The 18,718-nt window shown below is 41.3% G+C and carries 15 protein-coding genes; 1 reads left to right on the top strand and 14 read right to left on the bottom strand.

Going from position 1 to position 18,718, the window contains the following annotated elements; genetic code table 11:
• Positions 1-241: 241 nt before the first annotated feature.
• From ACSIPU_RS24600 to trhI, 10 genes are all read right to left on the bottom strand, one after another.
• A complete protein-coding gene (locus tag ACSIPU_RS24600; protein ID WP_000220379.1) occupies positions 242-1,474 on the bottom strand; it encodes a DUF7146 domain-containing protein in 1,233 nt (410 codons plus the stop codon).
• Positions 1,475-1,587: 113 nt separating this feature from the next.
• Positions 1,588-1,809: a hypothetical protein gene (locus ACSIPU_RS24595; RefSeq protein ID WP_000192120.1), complete on the bottom strand. Its 222-nt coding sequence runs from the start codon at positions 1,807-1,809 to the stop codon at positions 1,588-1,590.
• Between the two features lie 72 nt (positions 1,810-1,881).
• Positions 1,882-3,888, bottom strand: a complete 2,007-nt coding sequence (locus ACSIPU_RS24590) for a VWA domain-containing protein (RefSeq protein WP_000762700.1) — start codon at positions 3,886-3,888, stop codon at positions 1,882-1,884.
• Between the two features lie 77 nt (positions 3,889-3,965).
• Positions 3,966-5,093, bottom strand: a complete 1,128-nt coding sequence (locus ACSIPU_RS24585; RefSeq protein WP_001447808.1) for a DUF3150 domain-containing protein — start codon at positions 5,091-5,093, stop codon at positions 3,966-3,968.
• 63 nt (positions 5,094-5,156) lie between these two features.
• The gene (locus ACSIPU_RS24580; protein WP_001176645.1) at positions 5,157-5,330 is read right to left on the bottom strand and encodes a hypothetical protein; all 174 of its coding nucleotides are present in this window, start codon (positions 5,328-5,330) and stop codon (positions 5,157-5,159) included.
• Positions 5,331-5,461: 131 nt separating this feature from the next.
• Positions 5,462-6,520, bottom strand: coding sequence for an ATP-binding protein (locus ACSIPU_RS24575; RefSeq protein WP_000063335.1), 1,059 nt, complete (start codon positions 6,518-6,520; stop codon positions 5,462-5,464).
• 57 nt (positions 6,521-6,577) lie between these two features.
• Positions 6,578-7,555, bottom strand: coding sequence for a hypothetical protein (locus ACSIPU_RS24570; RefSeq protein ID WP_000810361.1), 978 nt, complete (start codon positions 7,553-7,555; stop codon positions 6,578-6,580).
• A 60-nt stretch (positions 7,556-7,615) separates the two neighbouring features.
• Positions 7,616-7,993 carry a hypothetical protein gene (locus ACSIPU_RS24565; RefSeq protein ID WP_000120822.1) on the bottom strand — a complete coding sequence of 126 codons (378 nt, stop codon included), beginning with the start codon at positions 7,991-7,993 and terminating at the stop codon, positions 7,616-7,618.
• Positions 7,994-8,050: 57 nt separating this feature from the next.
• Positions 8,051-8,923 (bottom strand): hypothetical protein, encoded by an 873-nt coding sequence (locus ACSIPU_RS24560; RefSeq protein ID WP_000041927.1) that lies wholly within the window; start codon positions 8,921-8,923, stop codon positions 8,051-8,053.
• A 394-nt stretch (positions 8,924-9,317) separates the two neighbouring features.
• Positions 9,318-11,102, bottom strand: a complete 1,785-nt coding sequence (gene trhI / locus ACSIPU_RS24555) for an IncHI-type conjugal transfer helicase TrhI (RefSeq protein WP_435322431.1) — start codon at positions 11,100-11,102, stop codon at positions 9,318-9,320.
• 179 nt (positions 11,103-11,281) lie between these two features.
• On the opposite strand from trhI, the gene ACSIPU_RS24550 reads away from it, so the two are divergent.
• Positions 11,282-12,154, top strand: a complete 873-nt coding sequence (locus ACSIPU_RS24550) for a hypothetical protein (protein WP_000771834.1) — start codon at positions 11,282-11,284, stop codon at positions 12,152-12,154.
• A gap of 28 nt (positions 12,155-12,182) precedes the next feature.
• On the opposite strand, the gene trhN is transcribed toward ACSIPU_RS24550, so the two are convergent.
• The 4 genes from trhN to trhF form a co-directional block, all read right to left on the bottom strand.
• The gene (gene trhN / locus ACSIPU_RS24545) at positions 12,183-15,371 is read right to left on the bottom strand and encodes an IncHI-type conjugal transfer protein TrhN (protein ID WP_000776701.1); all 3,189 of its coding nucleotides are present in this window, start codon (positions 15,369-15,371) and stop codon (positions 12,183-12,185) included.
• Positions 15,372-15,389: 18 nt separating this feature from the next.
• Positions 15,390-16,445, bottom strand: coding sequence for an IncHI-type conjugal transfer protein TrhU (gene trhU, locus ACSIPU_RS24540; protein WP_181231580.1), 1,056 nt, complete (start codon positions 16,443-16,445; stop codon positions 15,390-15,392).
• Between the two features lie 144 nt (positions 16,446-16,589).
• Positions 16,590-18,101 carry a TrbC family F-type conjugative pilus assembly protein gene (locus ACSIPU_RS24535; protein WP_001256132.1) on the bottom strand — a complete coding sequence of 504 codons (1,512 nt, stop codon included), beginning with the start codon at positions 18,099-18,101 and terminating at the stop codon, positions 16,590-16,592.
• Positions 18,088-18,600 carry an IncHI-type conjugal transfer protein TrhF gene (gene trhF, locus ACSIPU_RS24530; RefSeq protein WP_001286760.1) on the bottom strand — a complete coding sequence of 171 codons (513 nt, stop codon included), beginning with the start codon at positions 18,598-18,600 and terminating at the stop codon, positions 18,088-18,090. Before trhF ends, ACSIPU_RS24535 begins: the two co-directional genes overlap by 14 nt.
• Between the last annotated feature and the right edge of the window lie 118 nt (positions 18,601-18,718).

Below are 18,718 nucleotides of genomic sequence, written 5' to 3'. Positions count from 1 at the left end.
GCATCACCATAACGGTAATACTCCCGCTATGGGTTTTAATAGTTTATGGAATAACCATGTCATACAACCGACCATAGCCAGTAGTACCGCACATTTATTTAACTGAGCAAGCATCTCAGCCGTGAAAAGACCTTAAAGGCAGGTAATTATCACGAAGGAAAGCGGTTATCTTATCAATACAATTTAAAAAATAATATTGATAAGATAACCCCCCCCGCAAAATGCGGGGGAGTTATCGTTGTTACAGCTGATTAAGACATTCAGGAGCCCAGTGAATCGGGAATCCATCCTGCCCTGTTAACTGGAGAACATCGTTCCAGTCGATACCCTTTTTCCCATCAGGAATATCTTGTGCTGGTTCGAAGACTTCAATTGTCAGCTTTGATGCGGGATATCGTTTAGCCAAAAACTCAACCATGCGGCTTTGAAGTCGCTGAGCAGCTTCGATACCGGCACGAGTGCCTTGTGAGTTAGCAATATCCTTATCTGCCCAGATATAAAAGTTTATATATTTTACATCCGGCGGAGGCAGTAAAAAATCAGGAACAGTAACGTTTTCAAGGCACCATGCGGAGCTGGCTGCCCAGCATGGTGTTGAAGTCGCTTCTACAACAGAAAGCGCATTCTCGATCCCTTCAGCCACTCCCAGTGTCCAGGTCGAACTACCTGAATCATAGTGAGGGTCAAACAACTGAATTGAGCCACCTGTCATATCGGCAGGAGGCTTCATCATCAGCTTTGGATTTTCTACAGGTGCCTTATCACCGTTTTTGTCTACGTATGTTCTATGGATAGTCAGAGGCCGACCTCGGGTGTCACGATAGATTGCAATCATTCCCGGATAGATAATCGATTTCTGCTTATCTTTATCCCAATAGTAGATCCGGTTATTAAAGCCTAAATCCTTTGGTAAGTGACTCAGTAAGCGGGAGATCCCACGATTACGGAGGTACAAAGCAACAGGAGTATTAGGCTTTATTTCACCGGTATAGTGATACATCACATCAAGTTTTCGCATTCGCTTTGCCACTTCCTCTCGGTCAAGAGTTTCTGTGGCACGAACTGCTGATTTATAGCGTCGTTCATTTTCAATGTCGGCGTCAGTTAACGGAGCATGCAGATCCATCCCGAAAAAATCTGAGAGAATCTTTTTGCAAGTCTGCGTTTTACTTAATTCATAATATTTCGCCAGAACATCAATTCCGTCGCAAAACTCATTTACCGGAAAGTCATTATGGATCGCACATCCGGTATAAAGGTCTTTTTGTCGGAAACGAAACTTCGATTTCCCTGCGCCAGTAAACGGGCAAGGAACCTGGCTCGGGGCTTTTGCACAAGCGTCTTTGAAAGCAGGTATTCTTTCGAATATATACTTCCAGCCAGACACTTCAGCAATTCGAGCATGAACGAGTTTAATAAAGTGTTCAGATACTTCCTGTGGTTTACGACGAAGAGCCGGGGATGCATAAGTCATGATGATCTCTCTTATCTGGCATTGTGAGTTTCTCAATGCCTTCTGCGGTGCAGAAGACAGGGAGAAACCCACAACGCAGAATTTAAGAAAGAGGGCCCGGGGGCCCTCAACATTTATGCTTCAGTCGTGAAGCCATTATTCTCAAGACGCTGTATGTAGTTATCTACAAGTAACGCAGCCTGCTGGCTATTACCCTCCGCTATAGTGACTTCGCGGAAGATTCTTTCCTGAGGGCTATCATTGCTTATAACTTCACCAACACGTCCGAAAATACGGACTTTATGCATCGCACCGACTTTTTCATGTTCTACACGGTAAGTTTTTATCTGAGTCATATTTTGCTCCTTATTCCTTCATGGAGCAAAAAGACCCACCGGGGCCTTTTTGCCCCGATTGGGTAGAGTTTATTAAGAAAGTATTTGATGAACTAGCTTACTGACTTCAATAGACAATAAAGAAGTATCATCAACTGTTACGAAAGTGTCCGTTTCAAAACCAATTATTTCATCAGTCTTAATACCAACACCAACGATTTCTATTCCATTACATTTAGCCTTTTCCATAACTTCGACGATAGTAAATTCCGATTTATTCGGATAACCATCAGTTATAAGAAAAATTATTTTCCTATCGAATTGGCTGTCAAGTAACAGATCAACAGCTGCCATTAAAGCAGATCCCGTAGGGGTATAATAACCCTTACATCCAAGAGTGAATTTCGATAGAGATTCCTCAACGCTTTGATCAAACGTTTTGATAATCTCAAATTCACTTTCCTTGAAGGGAAAAACTATATTGGAGACATGCATTTTTGACAAACTTTCAGCGGCCATCGATAAAGCAAGATCTGACTTAATGGCATGAATATATCTTTCATCATTAGCCATTGACGCTGAAATATCACGAACTAATACGAGGCCAACATGCCCTCTATTTTTAGATTCGCTTTGAGCTCTGAAGACATCACGAACTCCCATTTGTGACAGAATTAATCGATTTCCATCGAAGGTAATTCCACGCTCATGAGTTTTGTTTCGGCCACGCATTTTAACCTGCTGTAAAACAGACAAGTCGCTACCGATTGAATGACTCAGAGACAAAGCCTCATTGTAAACATTCAAATCGATAAGGAGATCAGGGATATCCCATTCAGAAGCACCGAATTCGGCTTTCACGTCATCGGATACTTTTGATGCAATACCTTCAATCTCTTTAGCCAAAGCATCGTGATAATCTTCGCTATCCTCATCACTGCTAAGAAAGGCATCCAACAAATCTGCCAGTATCTCCCATTGAGCCGATGAAAAGTTACTTTCATCTTCAACGTTAGTCGAACTGGCTTCATCTGATTCACTCTCGGAAGGGTTAATCGCATCAGTATCGTCTTCAATAATGTTATCACCCGTGGGATTGCCACCGGTGGGTTCATTATTTCCCTCGTTATCTTCAGCAAGTTCTGAAGGCTCAGAACATCCCTCTTGAGCAAGATCAGCGTTATCGGAAGTATCTGCCTGACCTTCACTATCGTCCTCAGAATCATCCTCACGACTATCAGTCGACGTAAGCGATTTATCTTCTGATTCGGTATCGGTATCGGTCTCGGATTCATCATATGCCTCCTGCTCCTCCTGCTCTGTCTGCTGCTGTTGTTCCTTTGCCTCATCCCGCAGTCTCTCTAAAAGAGCCAGGGTCTTACGAGCAAGGGATTCACAGCCCTGAGTATTTTCACAACCAAGAGCATCATGAAAAATTTCCTCAACATCAGAAATTACTGGAGAAAGTATCTTTTGGGCATAGTCAAAAAACGGATCGAGGGTTTCTTTGTGACCTACCTGCTGAAGGACTTTTACTCGCAATGAGTTAAGCAGATACCACTCAATAAATAGGACAGGATTTTCCGGACGAGAAGATATATCAGGAGTCATCCTTCCGGCTTTAACCATCAGTGCGTAAGTGGCTGCAAGCCGCCGCTTTGCATCCGGATAATCGTTACCAACCTTCTCTTCCATCTGTACATCATCGAACAGATTTATAAGCCCGGTAAGACGTTTTGCCCTGCTATAAGCTTTACGTTTCTCAGCGAGGCTCTCAAACTCTGCATTCATTCCGTCATCGAAGCGTGTAAACCCTTCAGATGACATGAGAACACTATTAAAGGCGTCACTGTAAACCTCACTGACGGTATAGCGACCATGACCAGCTTCATGACAGGTAAAACCTTCAATCAGACTGACAAAGTCATCATCGCTATAATCGCCGTTTGGTAAAACACAAACTTTATTGACAGGATCAAAATACGGTCCTTTGGTATTGTCGTCTATTACAACTCTTACATCGCCTAAGCCGCTAATGACTTTTGCTATATTCTGTAAACGCTTAATATGGCGCGGCGATGATTTAAGATCTAATTTCATAGAATACCTCTTTATAAAAAAGGGGTACTCACCCAGATGGTGAAGTACCCATCTGGGGTTTTTAATAAAGCAAACAGTTACCAGCCTTTGAGCTCGATATCAAAACCATTTTCAGCATTGTCTTCCTGTTGCGAAACTGATTTCTCAGGTTCAGCTACAGAATCAGTCTTTGAAAACGTGCTGTTTTTTATATCGTTCTCTACGACAGGTTCAACCTGAAACACATTTGTTGAATCTAAAATAGCTTCAATACCTGTGTTCTGTAGCGCGTTCGGTTCTGTTTGTGAGCTTTGATTAAATGATCTGGTAATAGATTCCAACCAGTCAGTAACCTTTTGCTCTCCTGAAATAATACGCTTTAACATTGAAGCATCACTCATGAAATAAAACCACTGCTGTAACACCGCAACGTCGCGAGGTTCAGAAATGGCACCTTTAGGTAAATTATTCATTATGTGTTTTATAGCTTCTGCAAGTACTGCCGCCTCTTTATGTATAAACATGAAGCTAATGATCTTATTTTGCATTTGCTTCAGTCGGTCAATAGTACTTGAGCGCAAATTATTATTTTTACTAATTTTTTCATAAACCCTCATTGCTTCTTCTGCCAGATCTGTTATCAATTGTTCCTGATAGTAGTCCTGGGTTTCATCACCTTCAACGCTAATAGGCGTAAAAGGAATAAAGTGAGCAATATTAAATCTAAAGGATTTTATGAAATCATCTTTAGTTAATTTCAACTGATCAATCAAAGAAGACATTCTTGGGCTTCTATTTTTTTCAGCCTCAATATGCATCTCATAATTGTCTACAACGTTTTGAATACCTGCCTGAAACTCTCGTTCAATCTCTTGGGCCCCTTCCAGAAACTCTTCCATACTGGAAACTGGTAAAATCCACATATTGCTATAGCGGATGCACAAGCGTGAGCAAAGGGTTGATATTCTGCTGGTAATCGTACTTTTGAAGCTAAGGGCTTTTATGTCAATCCAACGTACTTCGCTTTTAGATACGCTTTTTTGATCCGTAATATCATCTCCATCATAAGACAAATCGATTTTATCGGTTCGACGCGATCCTTGACAGCCACTTATTTCAATTTTTGTTATAACTGCACCTTCCAGTAAATCTGGATATGATTTTGCAAAATTCTCAGAGATTTGTTTTGCAGATACTTTGTTAAGCATTGAAGTATTTAAAGTCATGGGTTTCTCCAAAAAAAAGGGGAAACCCTCCCCAACGGGAAAGATTTCCCGATAGGGTTGATATTAAAGCTTCTCTGGTGCAATTAAAAGAATACCGGGAAACTCAGCGGCAACATCATCATTGCCCATTGCTCCCTGATACATATAACCTTTTAATTCCATTTCTTTAATTAGACCTTCCATATTTATTTTACCATCATGATAAAACAATAAAGAATAGTCGTTATTCAGTTGCATAAGTCCAGTAAAATTAGTTCCGTTTTTTGCTATAGCAATGGTAGCAGCACCATCCGTACTTAAAAACGCACTAAATTCAAGATGGGATAACTCTGAGATACAAATATCAGAGGTTTCATAACAAATCCCATCTAACTCGACTTTTTTGCTGTGAAATACTCCAGCGATTTATCCTTGTCTTCGCCAAGAGAAAGATCTATAGCTTGAAGAACAAGATCGACCACATGTAAAGGTAAAGCAGAAGCAAAAGCTATTTTGAAAGTGTCAAGAAGACTAAAGGTTTTTAACGTCATCGACGTGCCAACCCAAGCTACTAATTGACGAATATCCATCACACTGTCTTCTGTACCAGAGTCATTTACTGCAATCGCTACTCTTACGAACTTCTCAATGACCTGAAAAGGCAAAGAGCTATATCGTTTAGTAAGCACATTGGTTAAAGCAACTTTGTCGGGCTTCTCCATTTCAACTATCAAGAACCGCTTTATAAAAGCTGCATCTTGACGTTGAGAAGAAACGAACCGGCGAGCGCCTCCACTCATGTTTGTGTTTGCAGTACCAATAAATCGCGTGTAGCCATTAGCAGTTATAACCTCACCACCATTAGCACTGAGTGACCAGGGCTTACGTTCAATGGGCATGTGAAGTTTTGCTGCCGTATCAGGATCGATTTTGTCCACTTCATCCAGAAGAATGAGGTGACCATTACGAAATCCCGTTACCAAATCGCTGTGTACAAAACCTGTATTACCACCATTAAGACTGCGCTCACCTTCAAGCTCATCAACTCGAATATTGCTGTTGATCTGCTTAATTGTCAGCGGCCAATTCATCATGTGGCTAATGTACATTACCATTTCAGTCTTGCCAGAACCGGACTCACCTTTAAGACACACACTTAAATCTATATCCGGACTGATAAGCAGTTTAACCACTTGTTCAAGTATTCGGGGATTTGGTATGTAGTCTTTGTTCAGCGGAGCTCGATACGAGGTTTTAGTTTTGAAAACAGGCACAGCCATCTTTGGATCCATTTCTGGAATACCAAAAAGGTCCTTTGCTAGAACTAAAAGATACTCACCTTTATCCACATAATGTTTTAACTTTATAACATCCGGGGAAAGAAGAGCTTCTAATTTTTCATAAGCATCAGAAGATGTTTCATTTAACTTCATAGCGGCATTAGACATTTTTAACTCCGGTAAAATGCAAACACCGCCCTCTGGCAGATGTTTGCCAGTGGCATTTTATTTGAGATTCATTTGGCAAATAGTTGCCATCAGTTTCCTGATTTGAGGCACATTATAACCAAGATGATTTCCCACTATTTCAAAAGCTTCAGACATGATCCATTCAAAATGATTTTCGAATATTGGATTTATTTCTAACTTGCCAAAAGCGTTTCGTTTAGTTAACAGATCACATGAAACAAGCTCGTCAAACAACTCTAATGTGGATTTAAAAGCTTTTATGTAAACATCCATAATTTCCCTGTCAGTCCATTTAACAGCCAGTTTTTTTTCTGACATTAAATAATCCTGATCAAAGAAGATGTCCCAGCCCATATCGTCATTGCAATCATGCAAAATGATTTCATCATCATTCCTGCATTCAGCTAATTTCGTGTTTTCACTAATCGAACGATGCGAATGATAATAGAGCCATGATTTTAATTCCGCTCTAAATTCACATGCATCAAGTCCATGAGATAAACAAGTGTATTCAAATGATTTTGACATATACCACCGTGTTTCAGCTTCTAAAAGTGGATTCACTGTGATATTACCATTGTCATCTTTGAAGAATAACTTTCTCCTCAACACTAGTTCTTTAATGATTTCCAAAGACTCTTCCATAGCGGATAGAAAAACAACATACACATCCTCAGGGGTCCATTCTATTACCAGACCACCCAAATCTGGGTTATATTCTTCAACCGAATATAGATAATCTGTTTCTGCTGCAAAATTAATTGTATGCAAAATCTGATTTTTAAGTAATTTGGATTTTTCATAAAGGTGATTTTCACGCCTTTCAGAATCATAATTTATCTCAGAAATGTTACTTTCATCTGATTTAAAGTTTAATCCGGACGTGTATGCATCATTTAAATGCTCTTTGGGTGAATCAACTATTTGCGTTATTTCATCTTCATCTATATCGAATATAGAAAAAAAACTAAGTTGATTACTACTTATTGCAGTAGCCCTAAATTTTTGTTTCATGGGGACTCCAAAAGGAGAAATCCCATGAAGGGATTTCTCCCCTTTAGGGTGGGTTTAATGTCAGATCTGATTAAAGCTACTTTGTCCAAAACCTTTTAGAGGTTTAGGTATGTGAGCCAACTTACTTGTTGCTACCACTCTCATGTAGTCAAGAGGATGTTCTCTCCCTTCAATCATAATAGTATCGACAACAATATAACCGGAGACCATCAACTCATCACCCTGATTTATACCAGTGAAACAGGTTGAATACATTTCAGGCGACACCTTGATTTGAACTGAAAATTCTCTCTCAGTGATTTCACCATCAACTTCTGTCTTCATCCTATTTTTGAGCTTTATTAACAAACCTATACTCTGGTCAGTCATTTTTTTCTCCACAGCACTGATAACTATCCCGGACACTTTTACTTCATTGATATATTCAAGATATGACATTTTCCGCTCCTCGATTTGTTCAAAGAGAAGCCCCGTTAGGGTTCCCCCTTAACAGGATTAAATAAATTTATTAGTTACATACATGAACGTGCAGACTACCAAACAGGCAATTCCGGCAATATGTAACCAATTTCTTGTTGGTTTAGTTGGTGCAATCGCTAAAGAGTTCTCCAACTTCTCTGTTACAAGACGTCGATTCTCTGCTTTAGCCGCATCATCTAAATATTGAGTTTCACGCTTAGCGAGAGTCTCAATTTTCGATTTTATTGCATGGTCCCATCCTTTAGTTTCAAAAACGCTTAACTCACTAAAGGTGTGCGTCATGAGATCTTCTGGGAAACCCAGTTTTTTCATTAACGGACGAATGGTATCATACATTTTTTCTACATTTTCGTAGTGGGCCTTTACTGCGACATCAAAACGCTTACGTAAAGTTAATTTTTCACGTTTGCAAATGATGTCCGAAACCCAATTTATTAACTGCTCATTTTTGAGTTCACTGGCTTTTTCAAGTGAGTAATCCAGATTATCCACGTCAAGAAATGAATTTAATCCGTATTTTTCAAACTCCTCAACAAGATATTTATCCAGTTCAGTTAAGCTTTTAAAAAGTGGTACATCTGGGGAAGCTTTAAGAAGCTTATAAGCTCCTTCGAAATCAATTTTCTTGACCACGAGCTCCACAACATCCACATGATAATAGCTTGAATAAGCAGAAAGCTTTTCGGCCAACAAAGACACAGGCTTAAGAGACTTAAGTTCAATGATATTTGGGCCGTCCTCATTCAAAATAACAATCAGTTCATTATCACGTTCTGTATATTTCATCAGAACTTCTAAGAGCTGTTTGTTTAGCGCCTTATCCATCTCTGGAATAATTTCACTAAAGGTTTGATGAAGGGCTTTACTGCGAGCTTTATTTTTAGACATTTGGGGTCACCTATATATAGTAAGAAGGAAGAAACAAATTTTCGTTTCAACACGAAGGCAAAGCCTGTCATTCATCTCCCGTAAGCTATGAACCGCCTGATTTATACTATCTGGCATTAGAAGTACGCAACAAAAATAGCCCCAGGAGGAGCTAAATTAGTTACGGTTTGGTAAATTCAGATTGCCTTTTGCAGGCATGGGAAGTGCACCAGCGACAAAGGTGACATTTTGCCGGTGGTGTCTTACAGCTTGTTTAAGCTGGCCGCTTTTCACGGCTAAATCAACGCTTAACGCGAAAGTAACTTTAAGCAAAGTTACTCAAATTTGGGAGCTGATATTTAAGCTCATTGTTTTTATACTATAGCTTTAAGCATAAGTAAATGCCCATATCGAATTATTCTGTATAAAGTGGAGAAATTCGAATATTAGCTGCTTCTTTTATCTTTTCTTCACTGCATTCTCTTAAAAAGAAAGAAGGATCACCATACCACATTACAAAAAGTTGCTTTTCTGCACGCGTAAATCCAACATAAAGCAAACGTCTTTCTTCTTCTATTGCCTCCTCCCCAACTGATCTTTTACTTGGTATCTGATCCGCATTACAACTCATTATTATTACTTTATTCCACTCAAGACCCTTTGAACCATGCAAGGTTGATAGGACTACTTTCTCTGGGCTGTATTCCTCGTCCTTCTTCCTAGGGCCTAATGACATTGCAGCAGCACGATTTATCATATTCATCCAACCAGTCTTTTCTGCCCACTGTTTACAAGTGTCTAAAGCAATTTTTGTTAAGGTTGCTGTACCTTTATTACTCCTCATCTTGATTGACGACGATTCCATCCATTTCGTAAGGTTGGCGAAACGTTTTGCTATCTCAACTTTATCAGAACTTTCCTGGGTAAAGCGCACGAAGTTTGAATGTAATGTTTTTGTTTCGAGAGAACTGTCCTCCGGGATGGCAAGGTCGCCAAAAGTAACTTTTCTTCCTCTCATACTCAATGCCACTTCATCCAAAACTGATTCCTGTTCTCCAAACAATGCCAATACTCTCTTCATTAAGCGATGATCATTTGATTGTCGGAAAAAGGCCATAAGGCTTAACACATCGCTTGTTTCTTTTTCATCCCAGAATGATTTACCTCCGTAACGAATTACTGGCTGTTCGATCAAACTTTCTAGCTCATCCAAGTGAGCATTATTGCGGCTTAGAATTGCCCATCCATGTGGATCCTGATTTATAAGGCTTAAAATACCCTGTATCTGTTCCTCCATATCTACATATGAACGAAAAGTGACCTTTCCCCCTCCCTTTTTTGCCGAGCGTAACTCTTTGGCATAACGGTAAACATTCTTTCCTATCAGTGCTCCGGCCACCTCTAAAATTTCAGGTTCACACCTAAAGCATGTGTTTAAGTAAAATATGTTAGGTCTGAAGTGTTTTTCAAACTGTTGAAATATTTTGACTCCTCCTGAGGATCTGAAGGAGTAGATGGCCTGATCATCGTCTCCAACTATACTCGTATAGACTCCAGCTCTTGTATGCAATGCTATCCATGAGAATTGTATAGAGTCAGTATCCTGAACTTCGTCTACTATCAAATGTGTCAAATCTAACGTGCGCATTTTTCCCGAATGCATTTGACCGACAACAAATTTTGAAAGAGCATTGAGGTCCGCCACATGGTCTTTCTGGCATAACGCCTGATAGGTATTAAACAAATGGATCTGTTGTCTGTTATGCCGAACTGAAATCACATCCGTATCCATTTCTCTGCCGATAGCATCAATAACGAATTCAGCTTCAGCAAACTTCATCGTTACACCGGATTCTTTCAAAGCCCGGTGAATGACAGATCTCTGTGCTGGCCCTATCAACATCTTTCCCGGCCAGCGAATCATGTCCAGTTGCTTCTTAACGAGTCCGTGAAAAGTATCCACCAGCACCCGGTCAAGATCCTTCTTGCTCAATCGCTTTTGTAACTTTGCTGCAAGTGCGTTTGTTGCAGCGCGAGTAAAGGTCACCATCCCGATTCTTGCATATGGATACTTTTTGAGAATCGATATAACCGCTTCTATCATGGTGAACGATTTGCCTGATCCAGGCGCTGCTATCACCATATTGTTTGCGCTAGCATTCTCGATAACAGGTCTTTGCTCTTCTGTTGGCTTACCCATTTCAACCTCATTACTTCGTTTTAATAATTATACATTTTTATAAAAGCGCTTTTCTTGTGTACTGCTGGTTCTACTGGAAATCACTTTTTTTCCTTTTTTATGCAATCAGGTTGTTTGTGAAACGCGTGACTATGGAATAATGGTTCCATCTCCAAAAGACATTACAAAAAGGGCTTTAAATGAAACTTTTACGTTTAGTATCTCTGGTCTCTTCTGTCGTCATTGGTTTTTCCCTATCGGGTTGTGCCGGTGACACCGGCACTACGCCAGGCACCGCTCTGAATGCGTACAGTCACGGCCAGTACTGGCATGCTAATGCAAATGATTCTGTCGCCAAGAATGCCTATTCGTTTGCTGGTTTCGACGTTAATTTTAAGGAGCAAGAGGTTACTCCTGGAGGGGATGCCGACAACTTTCTTTCTAAGTATCTCATCAATAGTTCGATGGGCTACGTAACAGGCGGTCTAAAAGGTTTTGGGATCATGAGCCTCAGCTCTTTGTACAGTTCTTCTGACGCCGAATACATCCAGGTCAATCAATACCTAGTGTTCGTCCCCAATCCAAAAAAATTGCCTTACAATGATGAAAGTTTGGTACGTGAGGGAGCTAAGTATGTTTTTGAGCATACAAAAGCAACTCAGGCCTCATTTGGATACAACCCTGAAAAACAGAAAGCAGCTCTGGCCACATGTAAAATTGATATGGCAGTCGTCAATAAATGGAGTACCTGTGATCTGCCCTCTAAGCCTGATGCTGATGTTTTCCCTACAGATTCAATGTACAGCTTTCAGGCGATTCGCCCCGCAACAGGAACCGAAATTCCTGAGCTAAACCTTCCCGCTGGTGATTACGCTGTAATTCGTTATGTGTTCATCCCATTTAAAGGAAACGAAACAAGCGCTGATTTTTCGGGTATCATTTTCCGTTCTGATAGCCCAAATACAACAACTCCAGGGGGTGTTGCAGCCTCCATCAACGGAAAAGATTATTACCTCTTTACCGGTGAATACGGTAAAAAAGGCTTCCCAGAAAAAACATTGAAAGCCAAGTAATTAAAAAAGGGGCCTAACGGCCCCTTCTTCAATATTTCGGCAACTGCTTGCCCGTAACCGGATCCAGCGTAGTTGAACCTACCTCACATATGGCCGGTCGAGGTAAATAGCTACAATCTACATTTTCCTCTTTTATAGCCTGAGCATTTTCTTGTCTGGCCTTTATCATATTTTCTTCACCGCCCATTGCTTCCTTGGTACGTTCTGATGGAAGTTGATAGTTCTCATTCTGGAATGGTAAGTTTTCCACAATTGATTCTTCGGAGAATTTTGAATATTGATCAGGAACTTCTCCTACCTGAACTGCATCATTAATCCACTCCGTCAGATCAATTTTATCGAAATCCAGTTGCTGTATTTGCTTTATTGATAGCCCCACGCAATTAGAGGCGACAGGGTCTATTCCTAATTGCGGATAAGCTTGTTGCATAATAACGCGTGACAACATGGAATTATAACAGCACATGTCTGTTGCTTTTTTAACGCATTTCTTTGTGAAACCAACATTCAGATATTTGACGCATCGTTCCGTATCTAATGTAAAACAGGATTTTTGATTCTTATGAATAGAAGCTTCCATCTCTTTCTGGTCGCATGCTACCAACATTTCTAAAAGCATTTTAGTGACCTGATAGGCTGTATAAATCCAACCGATCACGTTTAATGCAAGCATAAAGTTTTGAACCGCAGCCGAGAAGACAACCTCTCCTCCGGTAGTAGCAACGTTCTTAAAGACAAAGTCACGAACTGTATCTGGTAGCAATTCGTAGGCTTTCTTCATTGCCATCTGCTTAAGCTGACCTATACCGAAGCTGGACATTGTTTCCTGTGCCAACTGGCCAGCACCTCCTGCCCCTCCAGAAGTTGCGGAAGACCCAACTGCCCTGCTTAGATTACCAGCGACGTTTTCATATACGCTCGTTAAGGAGCTCGTGACGTTGTTCCACATTTGCCCTACTGTTTTACCAGCTGATGCAGTCCACTCTCCGACCGCATTAGACATAGAAGCCCATGTACCTGTATCACCGCCGGTCCATTTTATTAGCTGAGCATTAACTCTGGTCCAGTTTGTGTTTCTGATCATAGATCCGGCAAGCATGATACCTTCAAGTGCTCCTGCGGTTCCCTGTGGTGCTTCGCAGCAGTCCGTCTTTGCCAGGCCATTTACAAAGCCTACTGAACGACCACACCATTCAGGTTTTCCTTCAAAGACGGAACATGAATTGGCATCGTTAGGGTCTTCGCATTTGGCTTCGCCCTGCATGTACTGAACCATGTTTGAATAAGCCGCAACTTTTCCAAAATCGTTGTTCTCTTCCTTTGGCCCAGTTTCGCATGTTCCACCTGAACATGGGATCATGCCAACACAGGCATTTGTAGAAGATTCAACCTCCCGAACTACATCCTTCCCTCTGTCACAGGTGTATTTCTGTTCATACATGTAGCAACTGTTAGTGCCCTCATCGAACCAACCCTCTGCACATGTTTGTTTATCGAGTACACATGCTGCATCATTTTTATAAGCACTACATGCATCAGGCATACTCTTTATTTCTTCATAGTTGTAACAGAGGTCCTTTCCATTAGCGTCTTTCATAATTTTTCCACTAGCGTCATAAGAGCAAATTTTGTCTTTGGCCAATGGATCACAAAAGTAGCCTTCAAGGTTTGTCTTCCAGGTAAGAAATCCTTTATCACCTTCATACAGAGGCTTTGCCAATGAAAGCACGCTTTCCGGAAGCCGTTTTGTGCCAACATCCATATCTTTAAACCGATCGAAACGGCAGAATGTATTCGGAGCTTGTACAGCATCGTAACAACCAGCTGGTTCCTGGACGTGCTTATCTTCGAGCTTCATATTTTCAAAAGTCAGCTCAACCTCAAAATACCCTTCACCCTTCCCACCAACCCATACTCTGGATGCCATTGTCACTTCTCGATCAGGCTCCTCATACACCGATTTTCTGACCTTATCAGTCACATCGTAAACCTTGTCGAGTTTCCACGATTTTTTTAACTCCCAAGATCCCTTAGGAGCCGGATAGTCACTTTCTCGATATGCACCATCTATGTGAGCAAAAATCTGCGTGCCATCAAGTGTTACCCGCATGTGGTCATCCCACTCCGCGTTAACAATCTTTGCTGAGGCCAATTTTGCATCCGGATGGAATTTTAATGTCAGTTCGTTATCATATACCCCGTCACTCCAGTAGTTGTCATCACGGCGACCAAACCATATACGCACACAATTATCGCCGCACATCGACATGTCTCCGTTTCCGCCTGAAATGTAAACAGGGACTGAAAAATCACGGGTTATCGTGCAGCTGCTGAAGTTATCTTGCTTAGGCGAGTTACAGTAGAACTCTTTGTAATCAGGATAGTGTGTGGTTACTGTTTTTTTAGAGGTCTCAACATTACAGTTCTGAAGCCAGTTTCCAGTACCAGCAACAGCATTTGTTATCTCATTTCTCCCCGCAGTAAACATGGGATCGTTAGGCTTTATAGATGATGCCGGGTTGTCCTTGTTAGCATTTACGAGGGTGCGGTAGGCAACGCCATCATAACTTTGAGCATCAAATAACTGGCTTTTCCGATTCTTTATATCGTTTACAAAGCCATCCTCATCCCCATAACGATCTGCGGCATTGAACTTAATATCGCTGTGCTTTTGCTCTGAGCTGAAAATCTCTCCGGTATTTGTTTTGGTTCCAGGAGTAGTATTGGGATTACTGCTTATACCAATGTTGCCATTAGCATCCCGAGAGAGCAGCTTTGCCCCTTCCTTGGTATAGTTTGAATTGATTGTCCCTCCAGACATACTCGGCAGTTGTACGGCGCTACCAATGGACTTTCCATCGGATGCGGCATTTTTCATGACACTTTCATTTGAGTTCCCTGCCCCATACTTTCCGAGATTAAGATTAGCGGATTCGGCTTTACCCACGTATTTCTCGGTGATCTTCCCACTGACATTCTCGCCTGAATCCGCATTCTTGTACTTCTCAACAATGTCCTGAGCACTGGTTGTCGCATTGCGATTTGCGTTAGGATTAGCAAGATTAAAGTTACTTTCGAGCTGGTCAAATATAGCGTCTGCCGCATAAATACGAGGAGTCATTACCATATTTATGAGAGAGATATAAAAAGCCCAACTCATAGTATTGGCAATCATTGATGCAATAATAGTTGAAGCTATCGTTTTTCTAAGTTTCATTATTTTTACCCTTAGAAATCAAGCGCCTGGTATATATCTGACGCAACAGTCATTGTAACGCCACAACATATAGACATAATTATCATTGCCTATTTTTTTGCGCCCACCTTTAAGGGTTGACCAGTCATGTACCGAATCACCAAGACGATGACAGCAATCCGGCCCTTTCGCCTCAGGAGTTGGGAAAAGCATTGAAAGCCGATACTGGGAACGAGGTGTAAAGTATTCCCACGTTTTCTCACACATTGCGTCTGCTCCCATCGTTCGCATCAGCATTCCCTGGCGATGTAGTTTAGTCAGAAGACGCTGGGTTATCAGTGAACTCGTCCTTACAGCGTCATCATTTGCGTAAATGTGGCCGGTTAATGGATAAAGGTTGCCATCGCATCCGGCACAAAAGTATGCAGCGAGATTATCCTTTCCTGCTGTTACTGCTACACAGTCAGCAGCGCACACCATTGAGGCAATTGGGTTTGCAAAAACTACTGCCTCTGGATTCAGGACGAGTGTAAGCAGATCACTTTCCCACATAGGGTCCACTTCGCTTATATAGGTCAGGCTGGCATCTATATAGGGTTCAGCAGTGCACTCGCCAATAATCAGTAATTTGAGCATTGTCATGATTGGGAACTCCCAAAGATGAACATCGTAAAATCCGGCTTCAGTTGCTGTCATTGGCTGATTTGTGTTGCTTTTACCAATATCAAACTGCGATTTTTGAAGCATCGTGCCTTCAAGAAAGGGGCTGCACCAGGGGCTCTTTACAACTTCTACAATCTTCACCGGCTGAAAGAAGCTCAATTGCCAACCTATTTCCGGTACGCCGTTCTGATCTGTGCAGTAGCAACCCGGACGTGAAGGAGCAGCGCCTTCTGGAGCTGCCCCTATGCCCATTATCCTCATGGGAAAAATGCAGCTCCAACAGATATTCTTAATCAAGCCCTGCCACACTCCAGCTGACTGACACATAGCCCCAGGGACTCCAGCATCTGCTGCCATAGCCATACCCGGTATAGAAAGCGAAAGCATAACTGCTACAATGAACTCTAAAAGTAACTTTTTGAATTTTTTCACCATCATGCTCACTTGGATGTAATAAATGTTGCAACACTTTCGATATAGTCGACGGCTTTGGTAAAATAACTTCTCATCTGGTCCGGATAATTTAGCGTCAGCCATGTTGCAAAGAGAGCGCCTATAATAAATCCGAGTTTCATCTTATTTTTCCTCTGAAAGATTTGGGGCTCCGATACCACGGACTTCTGCCTCGCTAAACAGGGTGATCCGGAATTTATCTTGGTCAGTAGTTATAAGCGCAGGTGTGTTTTTAATCTGAAAGCGTGAGATAATCTGTTCGTTAACTTTAAACACCTTACCGTTAAATTTTTCACGTAAATCATTTAGGTGATCCCATCCATTATCTTTTTGGATACGGGTAAACATTGGCATTACTTTTCCACTACCCAGACGTTGTCGATACTGCTGCTCAGCCCATACCAGCTGGCCCGGATTGAGTGGATCGAAAATTATCATCGTCAGGTTTTGAGGAAATCTCGAAAGTGGATTAATCAACTCACCGGCGGAAGCTATTACACGGCCCTGCTTATCTTTTACGTCCTGAGTGACCCTCACTGTAGGGTCAATTAAAAATTCTTTGTGTTCCTGGGCAGGAGGGAGGTCGACCATCCATTGATTTTTCCATGTGTCAGAAACGGCCCTTTTTTTTGCACCTTCCCAGTCATATTTTTGTGCACGTTCTTCCAGTTCTTTAATGATGCTCTTTTCTTCAACGGGATAAGTGGTACCAGCAACCGGGAAAATATCCTGATCGGGTTTTTTAGCAAGTTCTCGCTGAAAAAACTCAACGTTGAAGGAGCCTACCATTTTTGCAAAACGAGCTTGCTCCCTAGAAATAATTGTCGGTACTTGAGTTACTTGATACTGACTGAAGCTATCAGGATCAATTGTAATCAAAGGAGATTCAAATTTTCCTTTGACAATCATTTGGTTTATTGCTGCCTGTGTCTCTGGTAGCCGAGTAGTTCCTTTCTTTAGACCATTGAAAACTACACGAGCTTTATGCTCTGAGGCCGTACGTAGAAGGTCTTCCAGTACATAATCCGGCAAGCTAAATGAAGCAAAGATCGTTATTCCATTTTCAGTTGATAGTGCTTCTTCACGTGTGCTATCCATTTTTCTTTCGAAGTCAGCAGCTGTGATGCCCGAGGAACCAAACAATTTTTCGATATTTTTAGATTGTCCTCGCATGACTTCCGGCTTATTTTCCACAGCTTTCAGAGCCGCTTCATTAAGGCTGGCGTTTTCTTGAATTTCATCACGTCTTCTAATTATATCGTTGACAGCTTCAGAGTTATTACTTTGGGCCCTGATAGCCTGGGTATGGTCTATAACTGCTTGAACACTATCCGCATTCATACCGGGGACGTAACCACGGTTTATTTGCTTGCTCAGGTCCTGGTTTTTTTGGAGTGCTTCAGCTTGCGCTATGTACTTCTGCACATCTGGTGATTTTAGCGTAGCATCAAGGCTAAGAGCCCCATCTGGCTGCTGTGCACCTTTAGCCTGTGCCCCAAGCCCTTTTGCTTGCTGAGCGATTAGGTCAGCATCATGTTGATACTCAGTGCTTGCATTTGTATTACTTAAAACTGCACATAACGCAAGTCCAGGAAGTATTGGTAAATATTTTTTATTTACATTAAAAGATCGCATATGTTTTCCCAATTACTGAATTCAGCTTTACTGTTCCCCAAAAACGGGAATCCCATGAGTGATCGGTTTGCCCAATTAGGAAAACTTCGCCTTCAGGAATTATCAATTCTTTTTCAATCAAAATGGACGGAATATTGTATTTCTTCGAAATACGACGTGCATTAGCTTCAAAAAATTTGTCCCCGTTATAAACCCCATCCATTGTTACTTTAAGTTTGTCACCGCCCACACCGGCAACAATTTTTATGACTCGTTCATTTTCTGGGATAAAACGTACCGATTTCGGCATGTTAAATGCTATGAGTTCACCAGTTTTAATACTTTTATCCGAATGATCAATCATATAAAAATCAGCAGGCAGGCACCCATTCAATAAACCGTATCCAAATGTATAACGGGTGAAAAAGACACACATAACGAGAATCAGCAATAAAATATTAAGGGGGACATACCAATCCAGTATAAGCAGCCCTCTCTTTTTAGGTATGTAGTCGCTCATATTTTTCTCACTGGCACTGAAGAATATTTTTACTAGGCAGATGCACCTCTATCCAAGTAACTATTATCCATGTTTTTCAACGCTCGGAAGTCTGCAAACTAACCTAATATTCACCTAT

This window comes from Klebsiella sp. HN106 (genome assembly GCF_051209435.1).
Taxonomy (GTDB): domain Bacteria; phylum Pseudomonadota; class Gammaproteobacteria; order Enterobacterales; family Enterobacteriaceae; genus Klebsiella; species Klebsiella oxytoca.
Note: the sequence above shows the minus strand (reverse complement) of the source record. Positions and strands in the feature narration are given on the sequence as shown.